This window comes from Humibacillus xanthopallidus (assembly GCF_006716675.1).
GTDB classification, from domain to species: Bacteria; Actinomycetota; Actinomycetes; order Actinomycetales; family Dermatophilaceae; genus Humibacillus; species Humibacillus xanthopallidus_B.
The window spans coordinates 225,519-243,427 of the sequence record NZ_VFPM01000003.1 but is presented as its reverse complement, the minus strand read 5'-3'; the positions used below and the strand labels follow the sequence as shown (position 1 = coordinate 243,427).

At 67.9% G+C, this 17,909-nt stretch carries 18 protein-coding genes and 1 pseudogene; 10 read left to right on the top strand and 9 right to left on the bottom strand.

Annotated features, from left to right (window positions below; translation table 11 throughout):
• Positions 1-301: 301 nt before the first annotated feature.
• From FBY41_RS23635 to FBY41_RS16220, 5 genes are all read right to left on the bottom strand, one after another.
• Positions 302-817: a transposase gene (locus FBY41_RS23635; RefSeq protein WP_221629321.1), complete on the bottom strand. Its 516-nt coding sequence runs from the start codon at positions 815-817 to the stop codon at positions 302-304.
• Between the two features lie 75 nt (positions 818-892).
• Positions 893-1,642, bottom strand: a complete 750-nt coding sequence (locus FBY41_RS23630; RefSeq protein WP_260439915.1) for an IS110 family transposase — start codon at positions 1,640-1,642, stop codon at positions 893-895.
• 72 nt (positions 1,643-1,714) lie between these two features.
• A complete protein-coding gene (locus tag FBY41_RS24000; protein ID WP_260439844.1) occupies positions 1,715-1,903 on the bottom strand; it encodes an IS110 family transposase in 189 nt (62 codons plus the stop codon).
• Positions 1,904-1,926: 23 nt separating this feature from the next.
• Positions 1,927-2,700, bottom strand: coding sequence for an IS110 family transposase (locus FBY41_RS16225; RefSeq protein ID WP_260439843.1), 774 nt, complete (start codon positions 2,698-2,700; stop codon positions 1,927-1,929).
• Between the two features lie 348 nt (positions 2,701-3,048).
• Positions 3,049-3,462 (bottom strand): ester cyclase, encoded by a 414-nt coding sequence (locus FBY41_RS16220; protein ID WP_141845334.1) that lies wholly within the window; start codon positions 3,460-3,462, stop codon positions 3,049-3,051.
• A 174-nt stretch (positions 3,463-3,636) separates the two neighbouring features.
• Here FBY41_RS16220 and FBY41_RS24290 point away from each other — a divergent pair, with 174 nt between their 5' ends.
• The 3 genes from FBY41_RS24290 to FBY41_RS16210 all read left to right on the top strand — a co-directional run bounded on the left by FBY41_RS24290 (position 3,637) and on the right by FBY41_RS16210 (position 7,013).
• Entirely contained in the window at positions 3,637-3,885 is a 249-nt protein-coding gene (locus FBY41_RS24290) for an alpha/beta fold hydrolase (protein WP_375869882.1), read from the top strand.
• Between the two features lie 400 nt (positions 3,886-4,285).
• On the top strand, positions 4,286-5,092 hold the full coding sequence (locus tag FBY41_RS16215) for an ANTAR domain-containing protein (RefSeq protein WP_141845333.1): 807 nt from the start codon (positions 4,286-4,288) through the stop codon (positions 5,090-5,092).
• Positions 5,093-5,765: 673 nt separating this feature from the next.
• A complete protein-coding gene (locus tag FBY41_RS16210; RefSeq protein ID WP_141845332.1) occupies positions 5,766-7,013 on the top strand; it encodes an IS256 family transposase in 1,248 nt (415 codons plus the stop codon).
• A gap of 624 nt (positions 7,014-7,637) precedes the next feature.
• On the opposite strand, the gene FBY41_RS16205 is transcribed toward FBY41_RS16210, so the two are convergent.
• Positions 7,638-7,976, bottom strand: a complete 339-nt coding sequence (locus FBY41_RS16205) for an ANTAR domain-containing protein (RefSeq protein ID WP_185749124.1) — start codon at positions 7,974-7,976, stop codon at positions 7,638-7,640.
• 124 nt (positions 7,977-8,100) lie between these two features.
• On the opposite strand from FBY41_RS16205, the gene FBY41_RS16200 reads away from it, so the two are divergent.
• The 3 genes from FBY41_RS16200 (at position 8,101) to FBY41_RS16190 (ending at position 10,111) form a co-directional block, all read left to right on the top strand.
• Positions 8,101-8,382, top strand: coding sequence for a hypothetical protein (locus FBY41_RS16200; protein ID WP_141845330.1), 282 nt, complete (start codon positions 8,101-8,103; stop codon positions 8,380-8,382).
• A 129-nt stretch (positions 8,383-8,511) separates the two neighbouring features.
• Entirely contained in the window at positions 8,512-9,219 is a 708-nt protein-coding gene (locus FBY41_RS16195; RefSeq protein WP_141845329.1) for a GAF and ANTAR domain-containing protein, read from the top strand.
• Positions 9,220-9,367: 148 nt separating this feature from the next.
• Positions 9,368-10,111 (top strand): GAF and ANTAR domain-containing protein, encoded by a 744-nt coding sequence (locus FBY41_RS16190; RefSeq protein WP_141845328.1) that lies wholly within the window; start codon positions 9,368-9,370, stop codon positions 10,109-10,111.
• 459 nt (positions 10,112-10,570) lie between these two features.
• Here FBY41_RS16190 and FBY41_RS23495 read toward each other — a convergent pair whose 3' ends face one another.
• Complete coding sequence (locus FBY41_RS23495) at positions 10,571-11,014, bottom strand: nuclear transport factor 2 family protein (RefSeq protein ID WP_185749123.1); 444 nt, start codon at positions 11,012-11,014, stop codon at positions 10,571-10,573.
• A 414-nt stretch (positions 11,015-11,428) separates the two neighbouring features.
• Here FBY41_RS23495 and FBY41_RS16180 point away from each other — a divergent pair, with 414 nt between their 5' ends.
• From FBY41_RS16180 to FBY41_RS16170, 3 genes and pseudogenes are all read left to right on the top strand, one after another.
• Positions 11,429-12,541, top strand: a complete 1,113-nt coding sequence (locus FBY41_RS16180; protein ID WP_141845326.1) for a hypothetical protein — start codon at positions 11,429-11,431, stop codon at positions 12,539-12,541.
• 1,696 nt (positions 12,542-14,237) lie between these two features.
• Positions 14,238-15,497 (top strand): IS256 family transposase, encoded by a 1,260-nt coding sequence (locus FBY41_RS16175; protein ID WP_141845325.1) that lies wholly within the window; start codon positions 14,238-14,240, stop codon positions 15,495-15,497.
• Positions 15,498-15,594: 97 nt separating this feature from the next.
• Positions 15,595-16,245 (top strand): annotated as a pseudogene (locus FBY41_RS16170) (MgtC/SapB family protein).
• 157 nt (positions 16,246-16,402) lie between these two features.
• Here FBY41_RS16170 and FBY41_RS23490 read toward each other — a convergent pair.
• Positions 16,403-16,546, bottom strand: a complete 144-nt coding sequence (locus tag FBY41_RS23490) for an ANTAR domain-containing protein (protein WP_185749122.1) — start codon at positions 16,544-16,546, stop codon at positions 16,403-16,405.
• On the opposite strand from FBY41_RS23490, the gene FBY41_RS16165 reads away from it, so the two are divergent.
• Positions 16,484-17,104 carry a divalent metal cation transporter gene (locus tag FBY41_RS16165; protein WP_260439842.1) on the top strand — a complete coding sequence of 207 codons (621 nt, stop codon included), beginning with the start codon at positions 16,484-16,486 and terminating at the stop codon, positions 17,102-17,104. The genes FBY41_RS23490 and FBY41_RS16165 overlap by 63 nt on opposite strands.
• A 127-nt stretch (positions 17,105-17,231) precedes the next feature.
• On the opposite strand, the gene FBY41_RS16160 is transcribed toward FBY41_RS16165, so the two are convergent.
• The gene (locus FBY41_RS16160; protein WP_141845323.1) at positions 17,232-17,903 is read right to left on the bottom strand and encodes a DUF6766 family protein; all 672 of its coding nucleotides are present in this window, start codon (positions 17,901-17,903) and stop codon (positions 17,232-17,234) included.
• Between the last annotated feature and the right edge of the window lie 6 nt (positions 17,904-17,909).

The window sequence follows — 17,909 nt, the reverse complement described above, 5'->3', positions numbered from 1 at the left end:
CGCCGTCAAGGTCGTTCGTCCGGTGGGGCGCTGCACCTTGACGGCTCCGGCGCGTCGGCGCGGCTGTTGGGGAGCCGAGCCCGGGCGGGGGTTCGCAGGGGTCGCGGCGGCGGGCAGCGTCGTGGGTGCGGGTCCGGGAAGTGGCTGATCCGAAGTGTCGATGTGCGGGGGCAGGTCGACCGCGCTGGATATCAGAGTCGCCCCGCAGTGCCCTTCCGGGCCCGTTTCACCTGCACGGGCATCGGCGAGCAGCTGCCGATAGAGGGCGTCGGAGATCCTCGCTTGAGCTCTCTTGGTCAAGTCACGCGGCGAGCAGCCGCTGTTCGCCGCGGTGTCGGCCTGGGTCGTAGGGGGTGTCGGTGGTCCAGCATGCCCAAATCACCCGCACCCAGCCCCGGGCGAGGATCCGGATGGCGTGTGGGTGTCGAGCACCACGCGCTCGAGCTCGGCGGTAGGAGTCGGCGGCCCAGGCGGAGCGGTGTCGAGAGTTGTCGGCAAAGCTCGTGATGGCGACGCGGGCTGGCTTGTTCACGGTGTAGCGGAAGCCGACGTTGCGGGACTTGCCTGATGCCTTGGTCACCGGCGCGGCGCCGCACATGGCGGCGACCTGCTCGGGGTTCTCGCATCGCTCCAGCAGCGGGCCGATCTCGGCGATCAACGCGGCCAGGCTAACGGTGGCCACGCGCGGCAGGGTCTTGAGCAACGCCCCCTTGGGGTGCGTGGTCAAGGCGGCCGCGAGTTGGCCTTCAAGACCGGCGATCTCGGCGTTCAGCAGCCCGATCTGGGCGACGGAGGAACGAACGATCGCCTCGAGCACATGGTCCGAGATCGGATCCGCGCTGACGGGCGCTGCCCGGAGCCGACTGACTAGCTCCGCGGGGGACTTGCCGCCTCAATAGCTGTGCCGACGGCAGAACTGGTGCATGCGTCCCTCCCCAAGCCGGGCCGCTGACCGGGGGGTGGGGTAGTTGGCCAGGAACGCCAACGTGATCTGCGCAGTCAGCTTGTGGAAGAGCATCGCAGCGCCCGGCCAGTGCTCGGCGAGGATGGCCCACAGCTGGTTGGACGCTGCGGTGCGTGCCTCAACCAGCGAGGTCCGGGCCCGGACCAGGGCGGCAAGCTCCCTCGTGGCCCGCTCCAGGGGTTCCACCCGGCGCAGCCGGTGCCCATCGGTGCGGGCGTAGTCGGCGAGCATGAACGCATCCGCGGCGTCGGACTTCGCGCCGGCTGCGCCCCACCGCGGACGCGAGGCCTTGAAGGCTGCAGGCTCGACCATCAGGACGGGATGGCCGGCCCGCGCGATCAATCCGACGACCAGACCCTCACCGCGTTCGATCGCGACCGGGATCAGCGCCGGGTCGCCCAGTTGTGCGAGCTCGACAAACAGCGCCGCGAGCTCGGTATCGGCATGGTTGACCATCCAGGTCTTGACTGTCACGCCGTTGTCATCGAGGAGGCACACCCCGTGAACCGTTGAACCCCAATCCCATCCGCAGAACACTTGCTGACCTCCCGGCCGGACATCGCCGCTGGTAGCCGGGACGACAGTCGGTTCCTCATTGTTCGGCCCTCGTTGGGGCTGCTCTCTCGCGCCGATCACGCCTCCCGGCAACGACGAGGGCGACCAGCTCAAACAGGCCATCCAGTGGCGAGACATCGAGGCCGTCCCTCGCCGTTCCCGACGAACAGGTCAAGGTGACCCGCGTCCCCATACTCATCCAATGAGGCAGCGCAGCGCCTCGAGGGGCTTCTTGCCCTCGGCGCGCTTGCGTCGGTAGTAGGCGCGGCCGGGGGTGTCGAGGCGGATCTGGCTGATCGCGGCGATGTGGATCATGTGGTTCATCCGCCGGTCCCCGGCGCGGGACAGCCGGTGCCGGTCCTGCTCACCCGAGGACGCGTCCAAAGGTGCGGTACCCGTCCCGTCGATCAGCAGGAGGCGAACCGGTTCCGGTCGGCGAACCGGGCCACGTCACCGACGTCGGCCAACGTCCGCGCGGCCACGACCGGACCGACGCCACGCAGGTCCATCAGGTGCGACCCGCGGGACAGCACGATCGCCTTCAGCTCCTTGGTGAGGACCTTGGTCTTCTTGTCGACCTCGACCAGCTCGGTCAGCTGCTCGACCGCGAGCCTCTTACGGGTCTTCCCGGCCAGGTCCCGCGGCCGCACCGAAGCGAGGATTGCCTTGGCCTGCAAGGCGGTCAGGTCCTTCTTCGCCTTCCCGGGGGTGAGCTCGGACAGCAGCCGCTGCAACCGGTTGACGGTCTGGACGCGTTGCCGGGACAGCTCATCGCGTCGGTCAGCGAGCATCCGCAGCGCCTCGAGCTCGCCGTCGTAGGACAGCACCCGCAGTCCCTTGGTGCGTGCAGCGACGACCGCGACGGCGTGCGCGTCGTGGGCGTCGGTCTTGCGGTTGTGCCCGGTGTCGAGCAACCGGGCCCGGGCCGACAGCTTCGCGGGGACGTCGACGACGTACTCCCCGTCGGCGAGCAGCCGCTGCGCCAGCGGACGGCCCGCGCCGTTGCTGCCCTCGACCGCCCAGACCCGCTCCGGCCAGGCCCGCACCTGTTTGCGCATCGCGGCGTAGCCGGCCCGGTCGGTATCGAACCGACCCGAACCGAGCAGCTTCTCGTGGTTGTCGACGACCTCGATCGTCACCGACAGCTTGTGGGGATCGACCCCGATGAACACCGTCGCCATGTCGCCACCTCGTCCTCGTCTCGTCCTTGGACCTGCCGGGATCGCGAGGCGGGCAATGCTGTTGAGAGCAGGGCAGTCCCTTCTGGAGCCACACCTCGTCACGGCACCCAGCGGGATGCAAACCGGAAGAGAGCCACACCGATCACACTGGTGGGCAGCCGCGAGAAGAGCACCCCGCCGGGCACCTGGAACCGAGTCTGGCTGGACACCGGTCCTACCGACAATCGTCTAACAGGCTCCTGTCGGACGCGTCCCAGCCGCGGGCCGGTCAGCGGTGAATGCGCGGCTCAGGTCGATTGCGAGGCGGCCACGCGTAGGCGCCAACCAGCGCAGACGGCGCCGAAGGAGTCACCTCTCTGCGTCAGCGGCGGCCATCATGGCGTCGCGAACCACTGGAAAGAAGTCTCCCCAGCACTGGACGATCTTGCCGTCGGCAAATCGGTAGATGACCAGCTCTTGGGTGCTGATCCTTCGGCCCGTGGGAGCCATGCCGTCGAAGGGGCCGGTGTGCGTTCCCTGACCGATCAACCGTGCGGCGATCATGTCCTGCTCGACGACCAAGTCTTGCAGTTCCCAGCGGTAGTCGGGGAAGGCTGTGTGGACGGTCTCGAGCCTGTCGATGTAGCCGGCCAGCCCATCGGTGGCACCGGAACCACTCACCTGCTCGCACACGAAGTCGCCGAGCTGATCAAAGCGGTGCTCGTTGCAGCGGTCGAGGTACCGCGCGTACAGGGCGACGATCTTGGCGCGCTCGAGTCCCATGGGCGCATAGTGACACGCCGCGCTGGTGCACCACGCCCGCGACTTTAGGTCAAGAAGGTGACGAGCGCCCTCATCGCGGAATCTGACGGTCGCAATGGCGGGCGTTCACCCGCGCCCTGAGCGGCGACTCTGGCGGGCTTGCCTGATTCCGGTCCCCCACATCGACGGTGCAGCATGGACAGGGCGTCCCCGGGCAGCGTGGTTCTGGTTCACGGTCTGTGGGGGAACCCGGAGGACTGGCGGTGGGTCGGTGAGCTCATCGAGGACGCCGGGGCCGTGGTGGTCGCGCCTGACCTTCCCTCTCACCGCTCTCCCGAGGCCGGCACCGGCGCAGTGCTACCGATCTGGGCGGCCCTGACTCTGCTCGGTGCGAGCGTCTCCTGGCCGCTGCTGGCTCGCCTGCCTAGTGGCGGGCACACGTAAGCGCAGGGCCCTCGACAGGGAACCCGCCAGACCACAGAGCCGCCGGACGCCCGCCTGCCAGCGTCACGCCTCAACTCACGGGTTGCGGGTCACCTCTGCCTCGCCGTCTGGCCCTGTTGAGCTCCCGAGCCGCCAAAATGCGAAGAAGCCTGACCGGAACCGGCGTTCCCTGCCTCTGGTCCTCGTTCGAGCCGAGTCCGAAGCCGTGCGGTCTCGTCACCTCTTGGCCGCATCGGCAGCCCGGATGCAGGACCATCCGCTGACGCACGGCCCCCACGTGGCTCCGCACCGGAGACCAGCGGGCTCTCGGACTGCACAGGTCCAAGAGCGAGGAGTACGGTGAGACTTCAAGGCTTCAGAGGTGAGGCCCCTCTCTCCGAGTACGTCACGGAGGTAGGCCATGACCGATACCATTCCCGCTCGGGCCCTGACAGACGTCCCTGCCCAGACCGGCACACGCCTCTCGAGAGCCTCGAGAGGCGCCCCGGCCAACGACACCGCTGCTGCCGGCCGAGAGCAGATGCTGTTGGCGAAGTTCGACCTGCTTGACGAGCTCTACGCCAACCCTGACCGCAGCGCCGGGTCACTGGCGGAGGTCGCCGCCAAGGCCATCGCGGGGATCCGCTCCGCGTCCTTCGCCGCCATCAGCATCCGGCGCGCAGGCACGCTCCGGGTGCAGGCAGCCACCCACCCCCTCGCCGGCGAACTCGAACGCCTGCAGCGCCAGCTCGGGCAAGGCCCCAGCATCGAGGTCCTGACGCACGGCCGGTCCCACAGTGCCCTGTTGTCCATGCCGACCACCGACGCCTACGACGGCCCGTTCCCCGACCTGGCCCCACGCGCCCGCGACCTGGGAGTAGGCGCTCTGTTGTCGCTGCGGATCGCCACCGGGCTCCAGGACACCAAGGCGGCGCTCACCGTCACCGCGCCCAGCGGCCGCAGCTTCAGCGAGGACGACTTCCTCGACGCACTGACCATCGCCCACCATGCCCAGGGCGCGGTCGGCGCCGACCACGTCACCCACCTCACCCGTGCACTCGACAGCAGCCGGGACTTCGGCGTGGCCATCGGCATCCTCATGAGCCACTACCGCCTGACCCGCGACGCCGCGGTCGAGCTCCTCAAACGAACCAGCCAAGACCGCAACCACAAAGCCCACGTCCTGGCCATGCAGATCATCGAGATCGGCCAGCTCCCCGAGCGCTGACAAACCGTCGCGCTGGCGTGACCACCGTCCCGGCGCAACGCTGCAGGGCCGCGCAAGCATCCCGCCACCTAAGAACCGCCCCGGTGTGGAGGACGGTTTGGAGTGTCCCGGGCCTCATGGAGTCACTGCGCCGGATATGGGGCCCGGTGATCGATGTCTGCACTCCGAACTGTTGCGGCGTCAGCATGCCGAACGAGGAGGGTCGGCGTTGGCGGTGGTGCCGAGATCTCGATGTGGTCGAACATGGCGTTCGCCAGCTCAAGGTCACTGGACGCGAGGGAGGATGCCGTCGTCGTCGGAGAGCCCGCCGGCGGTATCCACGGTCTGCGCTCCGGCGCTGGCGGTCGGAGACCCCAGTGCGGCACGCGCGATCCGCCGCCGGGATGGCGCAGCGGGCTGGCCAGCAGGTCCATCCGCCAGCGGCGTGAAGGGCTCCTCGCGACCCCGGTCGTCTGTGAATACCGCAGCGCTGCCTGTGAACGCCACTTGCGCAGGCTGCGTCGAGTTGCCCAACCTGCCGCAGGGTTGCCGTCGTCACCCAGCAGGCCTCAGTTGAGTCCCTGATAGTGGTGTAGCGCGGTCGTCGAGTTCGTCCCGAGCGTGGACGCAGGAGCGGCCACCGCGTGATCCTTCGAGTTCACCTTCCACAGATCTCTCGAACGGAACCATCACGATGACCGCACCACACATTGTCGACCCTGCCGGCCTGCTCGGCGAGGCACTGGCCGAGGCGAGCCCGGACCTGATGCGTTCGCTGCTGCAGTCGATCATCAACGCCCTGCTCTGCGCCGATGCCGACGCCGTGGTCGGCGCCGAGTGGGGCCGCCCTACACCCGGACGCTCGAGCCAACGCAACGGCTACCGGCACCGCGACCTGGACACCCGGGTCGGCACCATCGACGTCGCGATCCCCAAGCTGCGCAAGGGCACCTACTTCCCCGAGTGGCTCCTCGAGCGCCGCAAACGGGCAGAGTCCGCGCTGATCACCGTGGTCGCTGACTGCTACCTCGCCGGCGTCAGCACCCGCCGCATGGACAAGCTCGTCAAGACCCTCGGGATCGACTCGCTGTCGAAGTCGCAAGTCTCGCGGATGGCCACCGACCTGGACCAGCTCGTCGAGGACTTCCGCCACCGACCCCTCGGCGCGGCAGGCCCCTTCACATTCGTCACCGCCGACGCACTCACGATGAAGGTCCGCGAGGGCGGCCGCGTCGTCAATGCCGTCGTGCTGCTCGCGACCGGCGTCAACGGCGACGGACACCGCGAAGTGCTCGGCATGCGGGTCGCCACCGCGGAAACCGGTGCCGCCTGGAATGAGTTCTTCGCCGACCTGGTGGCCCGCGGCCTGACCGGCGTCCGGCTCGTCACCTCCGACGCGCACGCCGGGCTGCGCGAGGCCATCGCGGCCAACCTTCCCGGCGCCGCGTGGCAGCGCTGCCGCACCCATTACGCCTTCAACCTGATGGGAGTGACCCCGAAGGCGATGTGGCCCGCGGTCAAGGCGATGCTGCACTCGGTCTACGACCAGCCCGACGCAGCCGCCGTCCACGCCCACTTCGACCGGCTGCTCGACTACGTCCAGGACAAGCTCCCCGCCGTCTTCGAACACCTCGACCGCGCCCGCGAGGACCTGCTGTCCTTCACCGGCTTCCCCAAGGAGATCTGGACCCAGATCTGGTCGAACAACCCGACCGAACGGCTCAACAAAGAGATCCGCCGCCGCACCGACGCCGTCGGGATCTTCCCCAACCGCGAAGCCATCGTCCGCCTCGTCGGAGCCGTCCTGGCCGAGCAGACCGACGAATGGGCCGAAGGCCGCCGCTACCTCGGACTGGACGTCCTGGCCCGCTCCCGCATGAACCTCGTCCCCACCACCGAACCCGAGATCGGAGCCGATAACCTACCCGCCCTGACCGCCTGACCCATCACCAAGAATCACGCAGCGCTACACCACCACCGGGGACTTGACCCAGGCCTCCGACGCGCTCTACCAGGTGTCGCCGATCTGTAGGAAACGGATGCCGCAACGGGTGTACAGGTCCACGGCGACGGGTCCCGCAGCGGTCCCGGAGGGCTGGTTCGTGCGGGTCCAGGGGCCTCCGTCGTGCGGGCCTCAAGGGCGAACGACGTGACGCATGCCAACGCCATCACCAGGCACCGGACCGAGCGCATGGATGACCCCCTCGAAGTACGCGAGAGGTCCATCAATCGCAGACACCGGGTCGGTTCGAGCCCCGACTGTTGACCATCAGCTCCAAGGCCCCTGTGATTGCCCCACTTCGCCGCGAAGCGGCAGTGTCGTTCCGCCGCGAAGCGGCAGTGTCGTTCCGCCTGCCGGGCGCATGGGCGCTACCGCATGCCGATGTCCGGCCCAAGTGCGAGGATCCACGTTGTGGAGGCGCAGCTCACTTCCCGCGCGATGGCCGCGGCCACAGCACTGGCTGCCGAGTGAGAGCTGCACGTCGACGACGGCGGCCCACGCCCACGGGCCGGAGGTCACGGCGAGCGCCACCCTGCGTGCCGTCGGTCCCGTGGACAGGCGGCATCAGTCGCGGGTCGGCAGCTCCCCGGTGTCGATCACGGCCAAGGCCAGGTCGTAGAGCTTGCGATTCTGCTCCTGACTCGTCTCGCGCAGCAGCTCGAACGCATCCGCCTGCTTGAGCTTGTGGCCTGCCATCAGCACACCCACGGCGGCGCCGATGTCACGGCTGTGATCGAGAGCCCTCTCGAGGTGGCCCACCTTCGTGCCGGCGTCATCCAACTGTTGCAGCATCTCAAGAATCAACGCTTCGATCTCCGTCTGGCCTCCGGCCGCCGGCCAGGGCGCGGCCGCAGACTGGCTCTGGTGAGCGTGGTCGGGACTTGGGTGATGAGTTGTCGTCATCGTTCCGCTCCTGCAACGGTCGAGTGGCTCGGCCCGGCTCACTGCACAACCGGCCCCTTCAAGAATATCCAGCATCAACCCCACCCACGAGGCCGTTGCTCGGACACACCCCGCGCTTCTCGAGGTGGCCAGCCATGTCCTCTGTCCCGCCGTCTTCGATGCCCTGGTCGTGCTCGGTGCCGCGCCCGGAGCGGACGCCGTGCCGGGTCTGGACGCTCGCGCTAGCCAGCCGAGCCTGCCGTCAGCTGCTCCGACGGATCCGCGAATCGGCGTCGTCGTCGGCGAGATGTGGCGTCACTGCAAGGCTGTCGTCACTCTGCGTGAGGGACAGGCCGCGCTGGGGGAGCTGGCTCAGCTCCTCGCGCTTCACCGGGTGTGGGACCACGTCACCACCATGGGTGACTGACGTCTGGCACTGACGAGGCCCGTGCCCTCAGGGGAGGGACGCGCGTTCACCTGCGCACAGCACCGCAATGGAGGTGATGGTGCTGTGAATGGCCCGCTTACACGTGTGATGTCGGGGTAGGAGGAGGGTGTGGAACCGATCCCTGAAACCCGGGCAGCACTCCATCAGTTGTCGCAGCACCAGGACGAGGACGTCGAGGCGCAGATGTTGCAATTGGCCGAGGCCGCAAGGCGCCTCGTGCCGAGCCTCGTCGGAATGAGTGTCACTCAGATCAGCGAAGGGGTGACGTTGACCTACGTGTCAGCACCCGACGTCGCTGGCGCGCTCGATGGCCTGCAATACGTCGATGCCGGCCCCTGCGAGGCCGCGATCCAGCGAGGTGAGCACGTCGCGGTCGACCACAGCGAACTGCTCGACGAGGGTCGCTGGCAGCTGTTCGCCCAGGCCAGCGCCGCCACGGGTGTCCTCAGCACCCTGTCTCTGCCCATCTTCGGCGGGTCCACCGTGACCGGAGGGGTGAACCTCTACGGAGGTCGCAATGACTCCTTCGCTGGCCATCACGAGGCCTTGGCCAAGCTGTTCGGGGCATGGGCCGCCGGCGCCATCAGCAATGCTGACCTCTCCTTCAGCTCACGCCTCGAAGCCGTCAAGGCGCCTGCCCGCATTGAAGATGCCAACACCATCAGCACCGCCATCGGTGTCCTCATCGAGACCCACCACGTGAGCTTCGAGGAGGCGGAGAACAACCTCCGGCAGGCAGCTGCCCGAGCAGGAGTCCCCGTCGTCTCGCTTGCGCTGTTCATCGTCCATCCTCCCCCTCCCCGTGATGGTGGCTGACGCGCGACCATGAATCCGAACAGGTGGAATGAGGGGTGGACGGGTATGGGAAGACGGGCCGGTGCACCTGGTCCGGTCGCGGAGACATCCACCTCGAACTCTCTACACACTGACCTCGCCTGAACTGTGGGATACCGACGGGAGCCTCATGAACGAGACGGACACCATGGCCCGCATTCCCGGCCACTTGCGCCGGGTTGCGGTCGACTACCAACGTCTGGGTCAGCAACTCCTGCACTCTTCGGAGGCCAACCCCTTCGACGCGGTCACCCAGCTCGCCGTGGACCGCATTCCCCACGCGGCGGCGGCGAGCATCACGACGCTGAAGCATGATCGCTTTGTCACGTCAGCAGCAACCGACGATGTCGCCAGACGAGCCGATGCCATCCAGTACGCCCTGGGCTCGGGTCCGTGCGTCGATGCGATCGTCGACCAGGCGATCTACAGCCCCAGGGACCTCGCGTCTGACGACCGCTGGCCGGAGTACGGTCATCGCGTGCAGGCCGAGCTCGGCCTGAGCAGCATGTTGTCCTACCGGATGAACCTCGAGTTCGCCGGAGTGATTGCAGGCCTGAACCTTTATGGACGCTTGCCTGACGCGTTCGACGACCACGACCTTGCTGAGGGGCTCCTTCTGACCACCCACGCAGCGCAGGCCGTGTCGGCCGCCCATCTTCGCGACCGAGCGGAGAACCTCGAAAGAGCGCTGTCGTCCAACCGGGACATCGGCACGGCAGTTGGTGTGCTCATGGGCCAACACAAGCTGACACGCGATCAGGCCTTCGACCTGCTGCGGATCGCCAGTCAAAACACCAACCGCAAATTGCGAGACGTGGCCCTCGACGTCATCGACACCGGCGATGTGGACGTCACGCCGCACCAGCGACGTTAGGGCGTTTCCTGGTCGCCCTCGGCAGCGACGAGCGGCAGCTCGCCCGTGCTTGACCAGGTTCCTGGACACCCTCCACCGGGCCCGGCCCCTCGCAGGGCTACTCCTCGACCCCCACCACCCCGGTCGAGGCGACCGGGCGTTCGTCGAGTCCGAGTTCGCCGGGTCCGAGACGGCCAGCGGGCTCCGGTCCGGCGCAGCGCTGCAGCAGCGAGCTTGGGTCAACGCACCGCCGCCGGGTCGAGACTCCGCCCGCCGCTGACCTAGACAGTCGACGCGGCACGGAAGCGGCTGCAGCGCTCGAGGGATGCCAGTTCCCCGGTTGCGTGCCTGACAGGTGGACAGCGACGTGTGGACATGCACGGAATCGTGGTTCAGACCTGGCCCGCACACCGTCGGTGATGTGCGCGACGATCCAATCACAGGCTGCTCACGCCGTGTACGGTCACCCCCGGAGCCATATCATCCTTCGTAGGCGCGTCCACAGCGCCGCCTATCGCCCACCTTCTCAGCCGGTCGGGGGCCGTGGTCGTTGCGGTAGGTGCGCAGCTGCGTGATCCGGCCGTCCTCGACGGTGAAGATGTGGCAGACCATGCTGACGTGGTCGTCGTCGGCAAGGGTGATGGTGGACAACTGCTCGACGAGGACGTCCTTGCCAACCTGGACCACATTCGTGTTCTCTGTAGTCAGGGTGGATCCCTGATTGATCGGGGCGGTGAGCCGCTCGACCATTTGGTCAGCGCTCGTGTACGCGATCCGCCAGGGCGAGTCCGTCCACGGACTGGCTAGTTTCACTTGGACATCGTCGGCGAGGAATGGGCGCAAAGCCTCGAAGTCCTGGCGCGAGTTCCGGGCGCGCTGGCTCGCCTCGATCCACGCCAGGACGAGGGCGACATCGTCGGACATGGCTCGATTGCAGCAGGCTGGACCGACTCGGTTGTTGTTCATGGCGCAAGTTGCGATGACGCGGCGGCCCTGGACCAAGACGTGGCAGGGCGTACGCAGAACTTGCGTGGCATCACGTCTTCCATCTGGCATCAGGCCGAGAAGTCCGTACTTTCGCCGCCTGCGGGGGTACCGACGGGGTCGTATTCGCTTATGAGGAACCGACTCCGTTTGCTGCAGAAGTGTGCGTCGTTGGCTCTGGGGCGGGTTGGCATCGGGCCGCCCCCGGCCCCGTGGCGCGTGCTCGTGGCCTGAGCCAGGACGCTCCCTGGGGGGCCGGTGCAGGTAGGGTCGGGCGACCGCACTCGAACGCAGTCGGGCCGGGAAGGATCCGCCCTCGTGCCGCATCAGCCGAGCCACGCCCAGACATACACGGTGACCATCCCCGAGGAGGCCGATGCCCGCCTCCTCGCCGACCAGCTCGCCGCCCGCGGGCACGCCCTGGTTGCCGTTCGCGAAGTGGACTGGGCGCGCCGTGACCCGTCGAGTTACTGGTTCGGCAAGCCGGCGCTGCGACCGCACGAACAGGGCCGGTGGGACGTTACCTCGGTCGCGACCGGCCCCCTGCCCGACGCCGACGAATCGTGGTGGCACGCGCAAGAGGATGCCGCGGTGCGGCGGCTGGCACAACGATTCGGCGGCCGTTCCAGCCGCAGCGGCGGTGGCGACACCGCTACCATCCTGCGGGTGTTCACGCGCGTGGGGCTCTCTCACGAGCTCGACGACGCCACAGTGCGCGAGCGCCGGTTGGCCTGCCTGGCCAACAGCCCAGCCCGGGTCCGCACCGTCGAGCGGGACGGCCCGGACGACTCGGGCGACGTGGACGAGGATCTGCCCGGCGGGCCGGGGGACCCGGTGAGGCTCCCTGCAGCCGACGCGGTGGACTGGGCGAAGCTCGAGCACGCCTACGGTGCCGCCGATGATGTTCCGCGGATGTTGGCCGGGCTCGCAGCCAACGACGATCAGTGGGGCGGGCACCTTGATGACCTCGTCGGGTCCGTTACCCACCAAGGCAGCAGCTACAGCTCGACCGCACCCGCCCTGCGGGTGGTCGCCGGACTGGCCCTGGCGCCCCAGCTGGCTCCGAAGCGACGGCTGGATCTGCTCTACACGCTCTTCCTCGCGGCCGCTGCGCTGGACCAGGCACTCGCGTACGGGTACCGGGCGGAGCCACATCACGGACAGGTGCGCGCGACTCTCGTCGCGGCATCCGATGACCTCCTGGCCCTGTGGCCGAGCGTCTCGCGCGCCGAGCAGCGCCTCCTGCTCCTGCTCGCCACCGTCGATGGCCGCCCGGTTCCTCCGCACGACCTGGCCGACCCTGCCAGCAGGCTGGCTGCGACCATGATCCGCGACGAGGACGAAGCATGCGACCTAGTGGACAAACTCGCCAGGAGCAACGAGAACGTCATCGAGCTGGCCGAGGGAAAGGCCCCGCTGCACTCCCGCCTGGTAGCCGCCCTTGAAGTCCTCCTCTGGGAGCGCTGACCACTCTCGCTGTTCGATGGGTCGGCAACCCGATAGCGCGCCCTGCGGGCAAGTGGTAGCCCGCTCGAAGGTCAGGACCAAGGCCTGGGCATGACAGCCGCACGTCGAAAACTCTGCGGCGGCGTCGACGTCCAGAGCGTGCGCGCTGGCCAGGGTCCCGACGGTCCGGTCCACATACCCCTGCCCCCTCAGTCGGCCCGGACCCTTGGCCGCCTCGAGCCGGGTGTTCATGGACAGGTCAACGTTCGCGATGCTCCGGGAGCTCGAGCCGCGAAGAGGCAGCGAGACCCTCCACATGACCATAGAAGGTGTCCGAGCCTGCACCGTAGAGATTCCCCCGCCGGTGACCACGCCGCCGGGGGCCGGCGGGCATGGACAGGGTGCTCCTGAAACCCGCCCCTGCACTGGCCTGTGCGAACAGCTGCCACCCATTCTCGTCAATAGGGCCATCCGTGCGCCCCTGGACCATCTCTGCCTCTCGGATGGCCTGCATACAGGGCCCGTCGTCGGCGTAACGCACGCCGCCCAGGACTGTCACGTCGACGTCGCAGGAGACGCAGGTCATTACCAGGTCGCAACGACCGCGCTACTTGGCGACGAAGGGGCGATGTCAGGTCCTCCTCAAGACGGCATACACCCTCGGTCCGAGAGCCGCGAGAGTGCGGCTCTTCGGGCCGGGGCGAGTCTCTAGGAACGCTGGATGCCAGTCACCCGTAGCCGGTCCCGGGTAGGTGGCCCGAAGTCGCTCCAGAGCAGGGATCGTCGCGACGACATCGCCGATCCCGGAGGCGCTGAGCACTCCGACAACATGCACATCTGGGAGACAAGCGGACCTTAAGCGCGGCGTCACCGGTGATGTGCCTGTCCGGCTTCAGCAACCTCCTCCGGCAAGAGAGACGGGCGGAAACGATCCTGCGACATCCCGATACCCTCAGCGATGCGAGAGACACCCGGCCCCCTACAAAGGCGGACGGTCGGACCGGCGATGCAGCGCGGGGCTGATGACTCACCTTGTGGGTACGGGAGCACCATGAGTGATCACGTGGTGTCGAGCACTGAGCCGTACGACCCCGATGTGGACTCTGACACGGACTCCACCATGACCGCGCCCGAGGGTGGGCGCCCCGATGGTGCGCCGCCCATGGCCGGTGCGGAGGCGGGGGGCCTGAAAATGACGATGCGCCGGCAGAGGAGTGACACGGCCTGCAGCAACGCCGTCACTCCCACTCGTCGCCGCCCCTGGGCAGAGATGTGCATGGCTCCTCAGGTAAGGGTGTGAGACCGACGGGCATGCGCCATGTCTCTGTCGGCCGCAAGCTCCGCTGTCGGCTGCTCGGTCACCGATGGGACCGCTCGGGCGCCCTCGGTCAAGCGGTGAGAGTGCAGTGTCTAAGGTGCGGTGCCGCTGCTGTCATCGACCAGCGACCGGGCACGCCGGGAGGCGGGCTCGCAGGAGGCTCGACCTAGACCCTTCGGACGTCGCGCCTCACGCCCGATGGTTCGGTTAGCGTCTAGGTACCTCGTGAACGTGCCTTCCTCATGGGTACAGAACGACTATGACGTGGGTCAGTTCCAAGTTGAGTCCATAGCGTTGGTGTACGACGACACCGGTGGCGTGTCCCTGCTGGATGCAGGTGCGGTCACCGCGTGATCCTTCGAGTGAACCTCTCACAGCACCCTCGAACGGAGCATCGCGATGACCGCGAACACCAGTATCGACCCTGCCGTCTTCCTGCACGACCAGCTGGCCCAGGCCAGTCCCGATTTGATGCGGGAGCTGTTGGGCACGTTCATCAATGCGCTGTTGTCGGCGCAGGCCGACAGCGTGTGCGGCGCCGAGTACGGCACCCGTTCCGCCGAGCGGGTCAACTCCCGCAACGGCTACCGGCACCGGGACCTCGACACCCGCGCCGGCACCCTCGATGTCGCGATCCCGAAGCTGCGCGAGGGAACTTTCTTCCCTGACTGGCTCCTGGAGCGGCACCGCCGCGCGGAGGCGGCGCTGAGCACGGTCGTGGCGACCTGCTACTTGCTCGGCGTCAGCACCCGGCGGATGGACAAGCTCGTCAAGACGCTCGGAATCACGGGCCTGTCCAAGTCGCAGGTGTCGGTGATGGCCCGCGACCTCGACGAGCAGGTCGCCGCCTTCCGCACCCGCCCACTGAACGACGGGCCGTACACGTTCCTCGCTGCGGATGCGTTGACGATGAAGGTCCGCGAGGCCGGCCGTGTCGTGAAGGTCGCGGTCATGGTCGCGACCGGCGTCAACGCCGACGGCTACCGGGAGGTCCTCGGGATCCACACCACCACAACAGAATCGAGCGCCGGCTGGCTCGCGTTCTTCCGCGACCTGACCGCCCGCGGCCTGTCCGGTGTCGCGCTGGTGACCTCCGACGCGCACGCCGGCCTGGTCGAGGCCATCGGGGCAACCCTGCCGAACGCGTCCTGGCAGCGGTGCCGCACCCACTACGCCGCGAACCTCATGTCGGTGACCCCGAAGTCCCAGTGGGGCTGGGTCAAGGCGCTGCTGCACAGTGTGTACGACCAGCCCGACGCCGACAGTGTCAACGCCCAGTTCGACCGGGTCCTGGAGGGCCTGTACGAGAAGCTCCCGGCCGTGGCCGAGCACCTCGAGCTCGCCCGCGCCGACATCCTCGCCTTCACCGTGTTCCCGAAGGAGATCTGGCGCCAGATCTGGTCGAACAACCCGAACGAGCGGCTCAACCGAGAGATCCGCCGCCGCACCGACGTCGTCGGCATCTTCCCCAACCGCGAGGCGATCATCCGACTCGTCGGCGCGGTCCTGGCCGAGCAGCACGACGAGTGGGCCGAGCAACGACGCTACCTCGGCCTCGAAGCCCTGAAGAACGCCCGAGCCGTCCTCACCGCACGCACCACCGACGACCAGCCCGAGGAGGCGACCACCGCCCTGATCGCCGGCGCGATCAACGCCTAACCGAACCACCACGACGGATCACCGTCGTACACCACCGATCCGGACTTGACCCAGTTCCACGACCTGGACCGAGACCACCCTGCTGGGCCTAGCCTTCGTGCTGTCTGCAGTCATCGGTCTCGAGCGCCACCGACGGTTCAAGAGCGCCGGGTTGAGAACGCACACGCTCGTCGGCGTCGGGTCAACGGTCTTCACGCTGGTGTCGGCCTACGGTTTCACAGACGTCACTGGCCGCGGTTGAGCCGTCGACCCGTCACGGATCGCGGCACAGGTCGTGACGGGCGTCGGCTTTCTCGGAGCCGGGGTCATCTTCGTTCGCCGAGGTAGTGTCTCCGGCCTGACCACGGCTGCCTCGGTCTGGCTGACGGCCGCCGTCGGGATGGCCTGCGGCGCAGGTCTGCCCGCGCTCGCTGTCATGGCCACCGGCTGCCACCTGCTCACGGTGACGATCTTGGCGAAGCTGGGCCGTCGGATGCAGTCGGAGCCCGGCAGCACGACCCTCATCATGCGCTACACGGCCGGTGAAGGGGCGCTGCCGCTCGCCCTGGGGCTGGCTGCCGAGCACGGCGCGACCGCCACCGTTCTCGGCGCCAAGACCGTGCATGAGGACGGGGCCCGAACGACGGTTCGTGCAGTGGTGCAGCTCGAGGCGAGCCCTCAGGTCGTCAGCAACCTCGTGGAAGAGATGACGGACATCGCGAGCGTGCAGTCCCTCCGTGTCCTGACCGAGGAAGAACGGCCCGGCTAGAGTCCACACGTACCCCAGGTGCTGCTGCAGGGGTTGGCCGCACCCACGGTGAGCCCCGCGGGCATCCACGCCGCGGAAGACGTGTCGCCGCCGGGGGCGAATCGCCGACCGGATGTCAAGCGTGTAGCCCACGCCGCCTCGGCGGCCGACGCTGGAACTAGGGATGTTCCCCGAGCGGGGTGTCGAACCCGCCGGTGTCGATCACGGTCTCGGCGAGGGCGGACACCTTTGCGTTGCGGTGCTGGCTCTCCTTGACCATGAGGCGCCAGGCGTCGTCCAGCGACAGCTGTCTGGTGGTCACGACGTAGCGACAGGCATGACCGTCTCTGTCGTCGTGATGTTCGCCATCATGCTGACGACCAGCGCCACCATCGGGCGCCATCCCACCGACATCAACTCCGCGGCTGACGCCGCCCAAGCTCCGCGCCCGGTCGCCGGACCACTCGAGGGGATGGTGTTCGCCCTCGGGTTCATCGGCACGGGACTGCTCGGAGTTCCCGTGCTTGCGTCCGCCGCCTGCATCGGCATGAGCGGGCTGACCGGCAAGTCCTGGGGTTTCGACCGCAGCATCCGCAAAGCACCGCTCTTCTACGGCCTCCTCGCGGTGAGCCTGACCCTCGGGCCCGTGCTCGCAGCAGTCCTCAACGATGCCATCGCCATGCTCGTGCTGTCCGCCACCATCACCGACATCTCTGCTGCGCCCTTCCTCGCCGTCGTCCTGCTCGTCGCAAGTGACAGGCGCATCATGAAGGACCGCACCAACGGCGCGTTGGCCACCCACACCGTGGGATGGCTCACCGCCGTCGTCATGGCTGCGCGCGGAGTCATTGCTATCGCGGCCCAGTTCATCGGACCATGAGACCCGACCACGACCGCAAGGTCGTCGCGCTCGTCGGCCGCCACCTCAACAACAAGCTCAGTGACAGGGCTCTTCGTCCGGCCCGTCGCGGCGAGGACCACTCGGTGTGAGCCGGTTCGGCGGCCTCTCAACCTTCCACGCCCGTCGAGGCATGCGGCTGCCCGACGGGTTTCGACTCCGGTGAGCCGCGCTCGCGCAGGTAGATGCTCAGCACCACCATGCTTCCGACCGCGAGGAACTCGGACTGCCAGTTCTGGAACGTCCGGTTCCAGAAGTCCGGTGCCGTCAGGTACTCCCCCCACCCGAGCGGCGCCTCGAGACCCTGGATCTGAAGGGCGTTGAAGGCGCTGCGTCCAGCAACGAACTGCGCGAGCCACGAGAGCAGGAAGATCAGGCCCATCGTCAGGCCCAGTGACCGGGAGAAGAGGGAACGCCTCCAACCCGAGGCGCTGGCCCACGCCGGCGAGTCGTCGACGGCGTGGGCGCCGACCTTCTGCTCCTCGTCCGTCTCTCGACCGATCTTGTCGAGCGGCTTGGACTCCGGTGAGCCCTTCTGGACGAGCCAGACCGTGAGCAGTATGTAGAGAAGGAACTGGAGATACTCCGACTGCCAGTTCTCGGCGACGTCGACGGTGAACTGCGAGGAAGTCACGTAGTGGGCGAGATCCATCGTCGGCAGCCCGGCCCCGCGAGCCTGCTCGTTGTAGTCCGCTTGACCCGTGAACGCCTGACCTACTAGGGCGCCGAGGAGCAGCGCCGTGAACGCCAGGCTCAGGCCGTGGTCGCGAAGCCGACTCACCGGTGC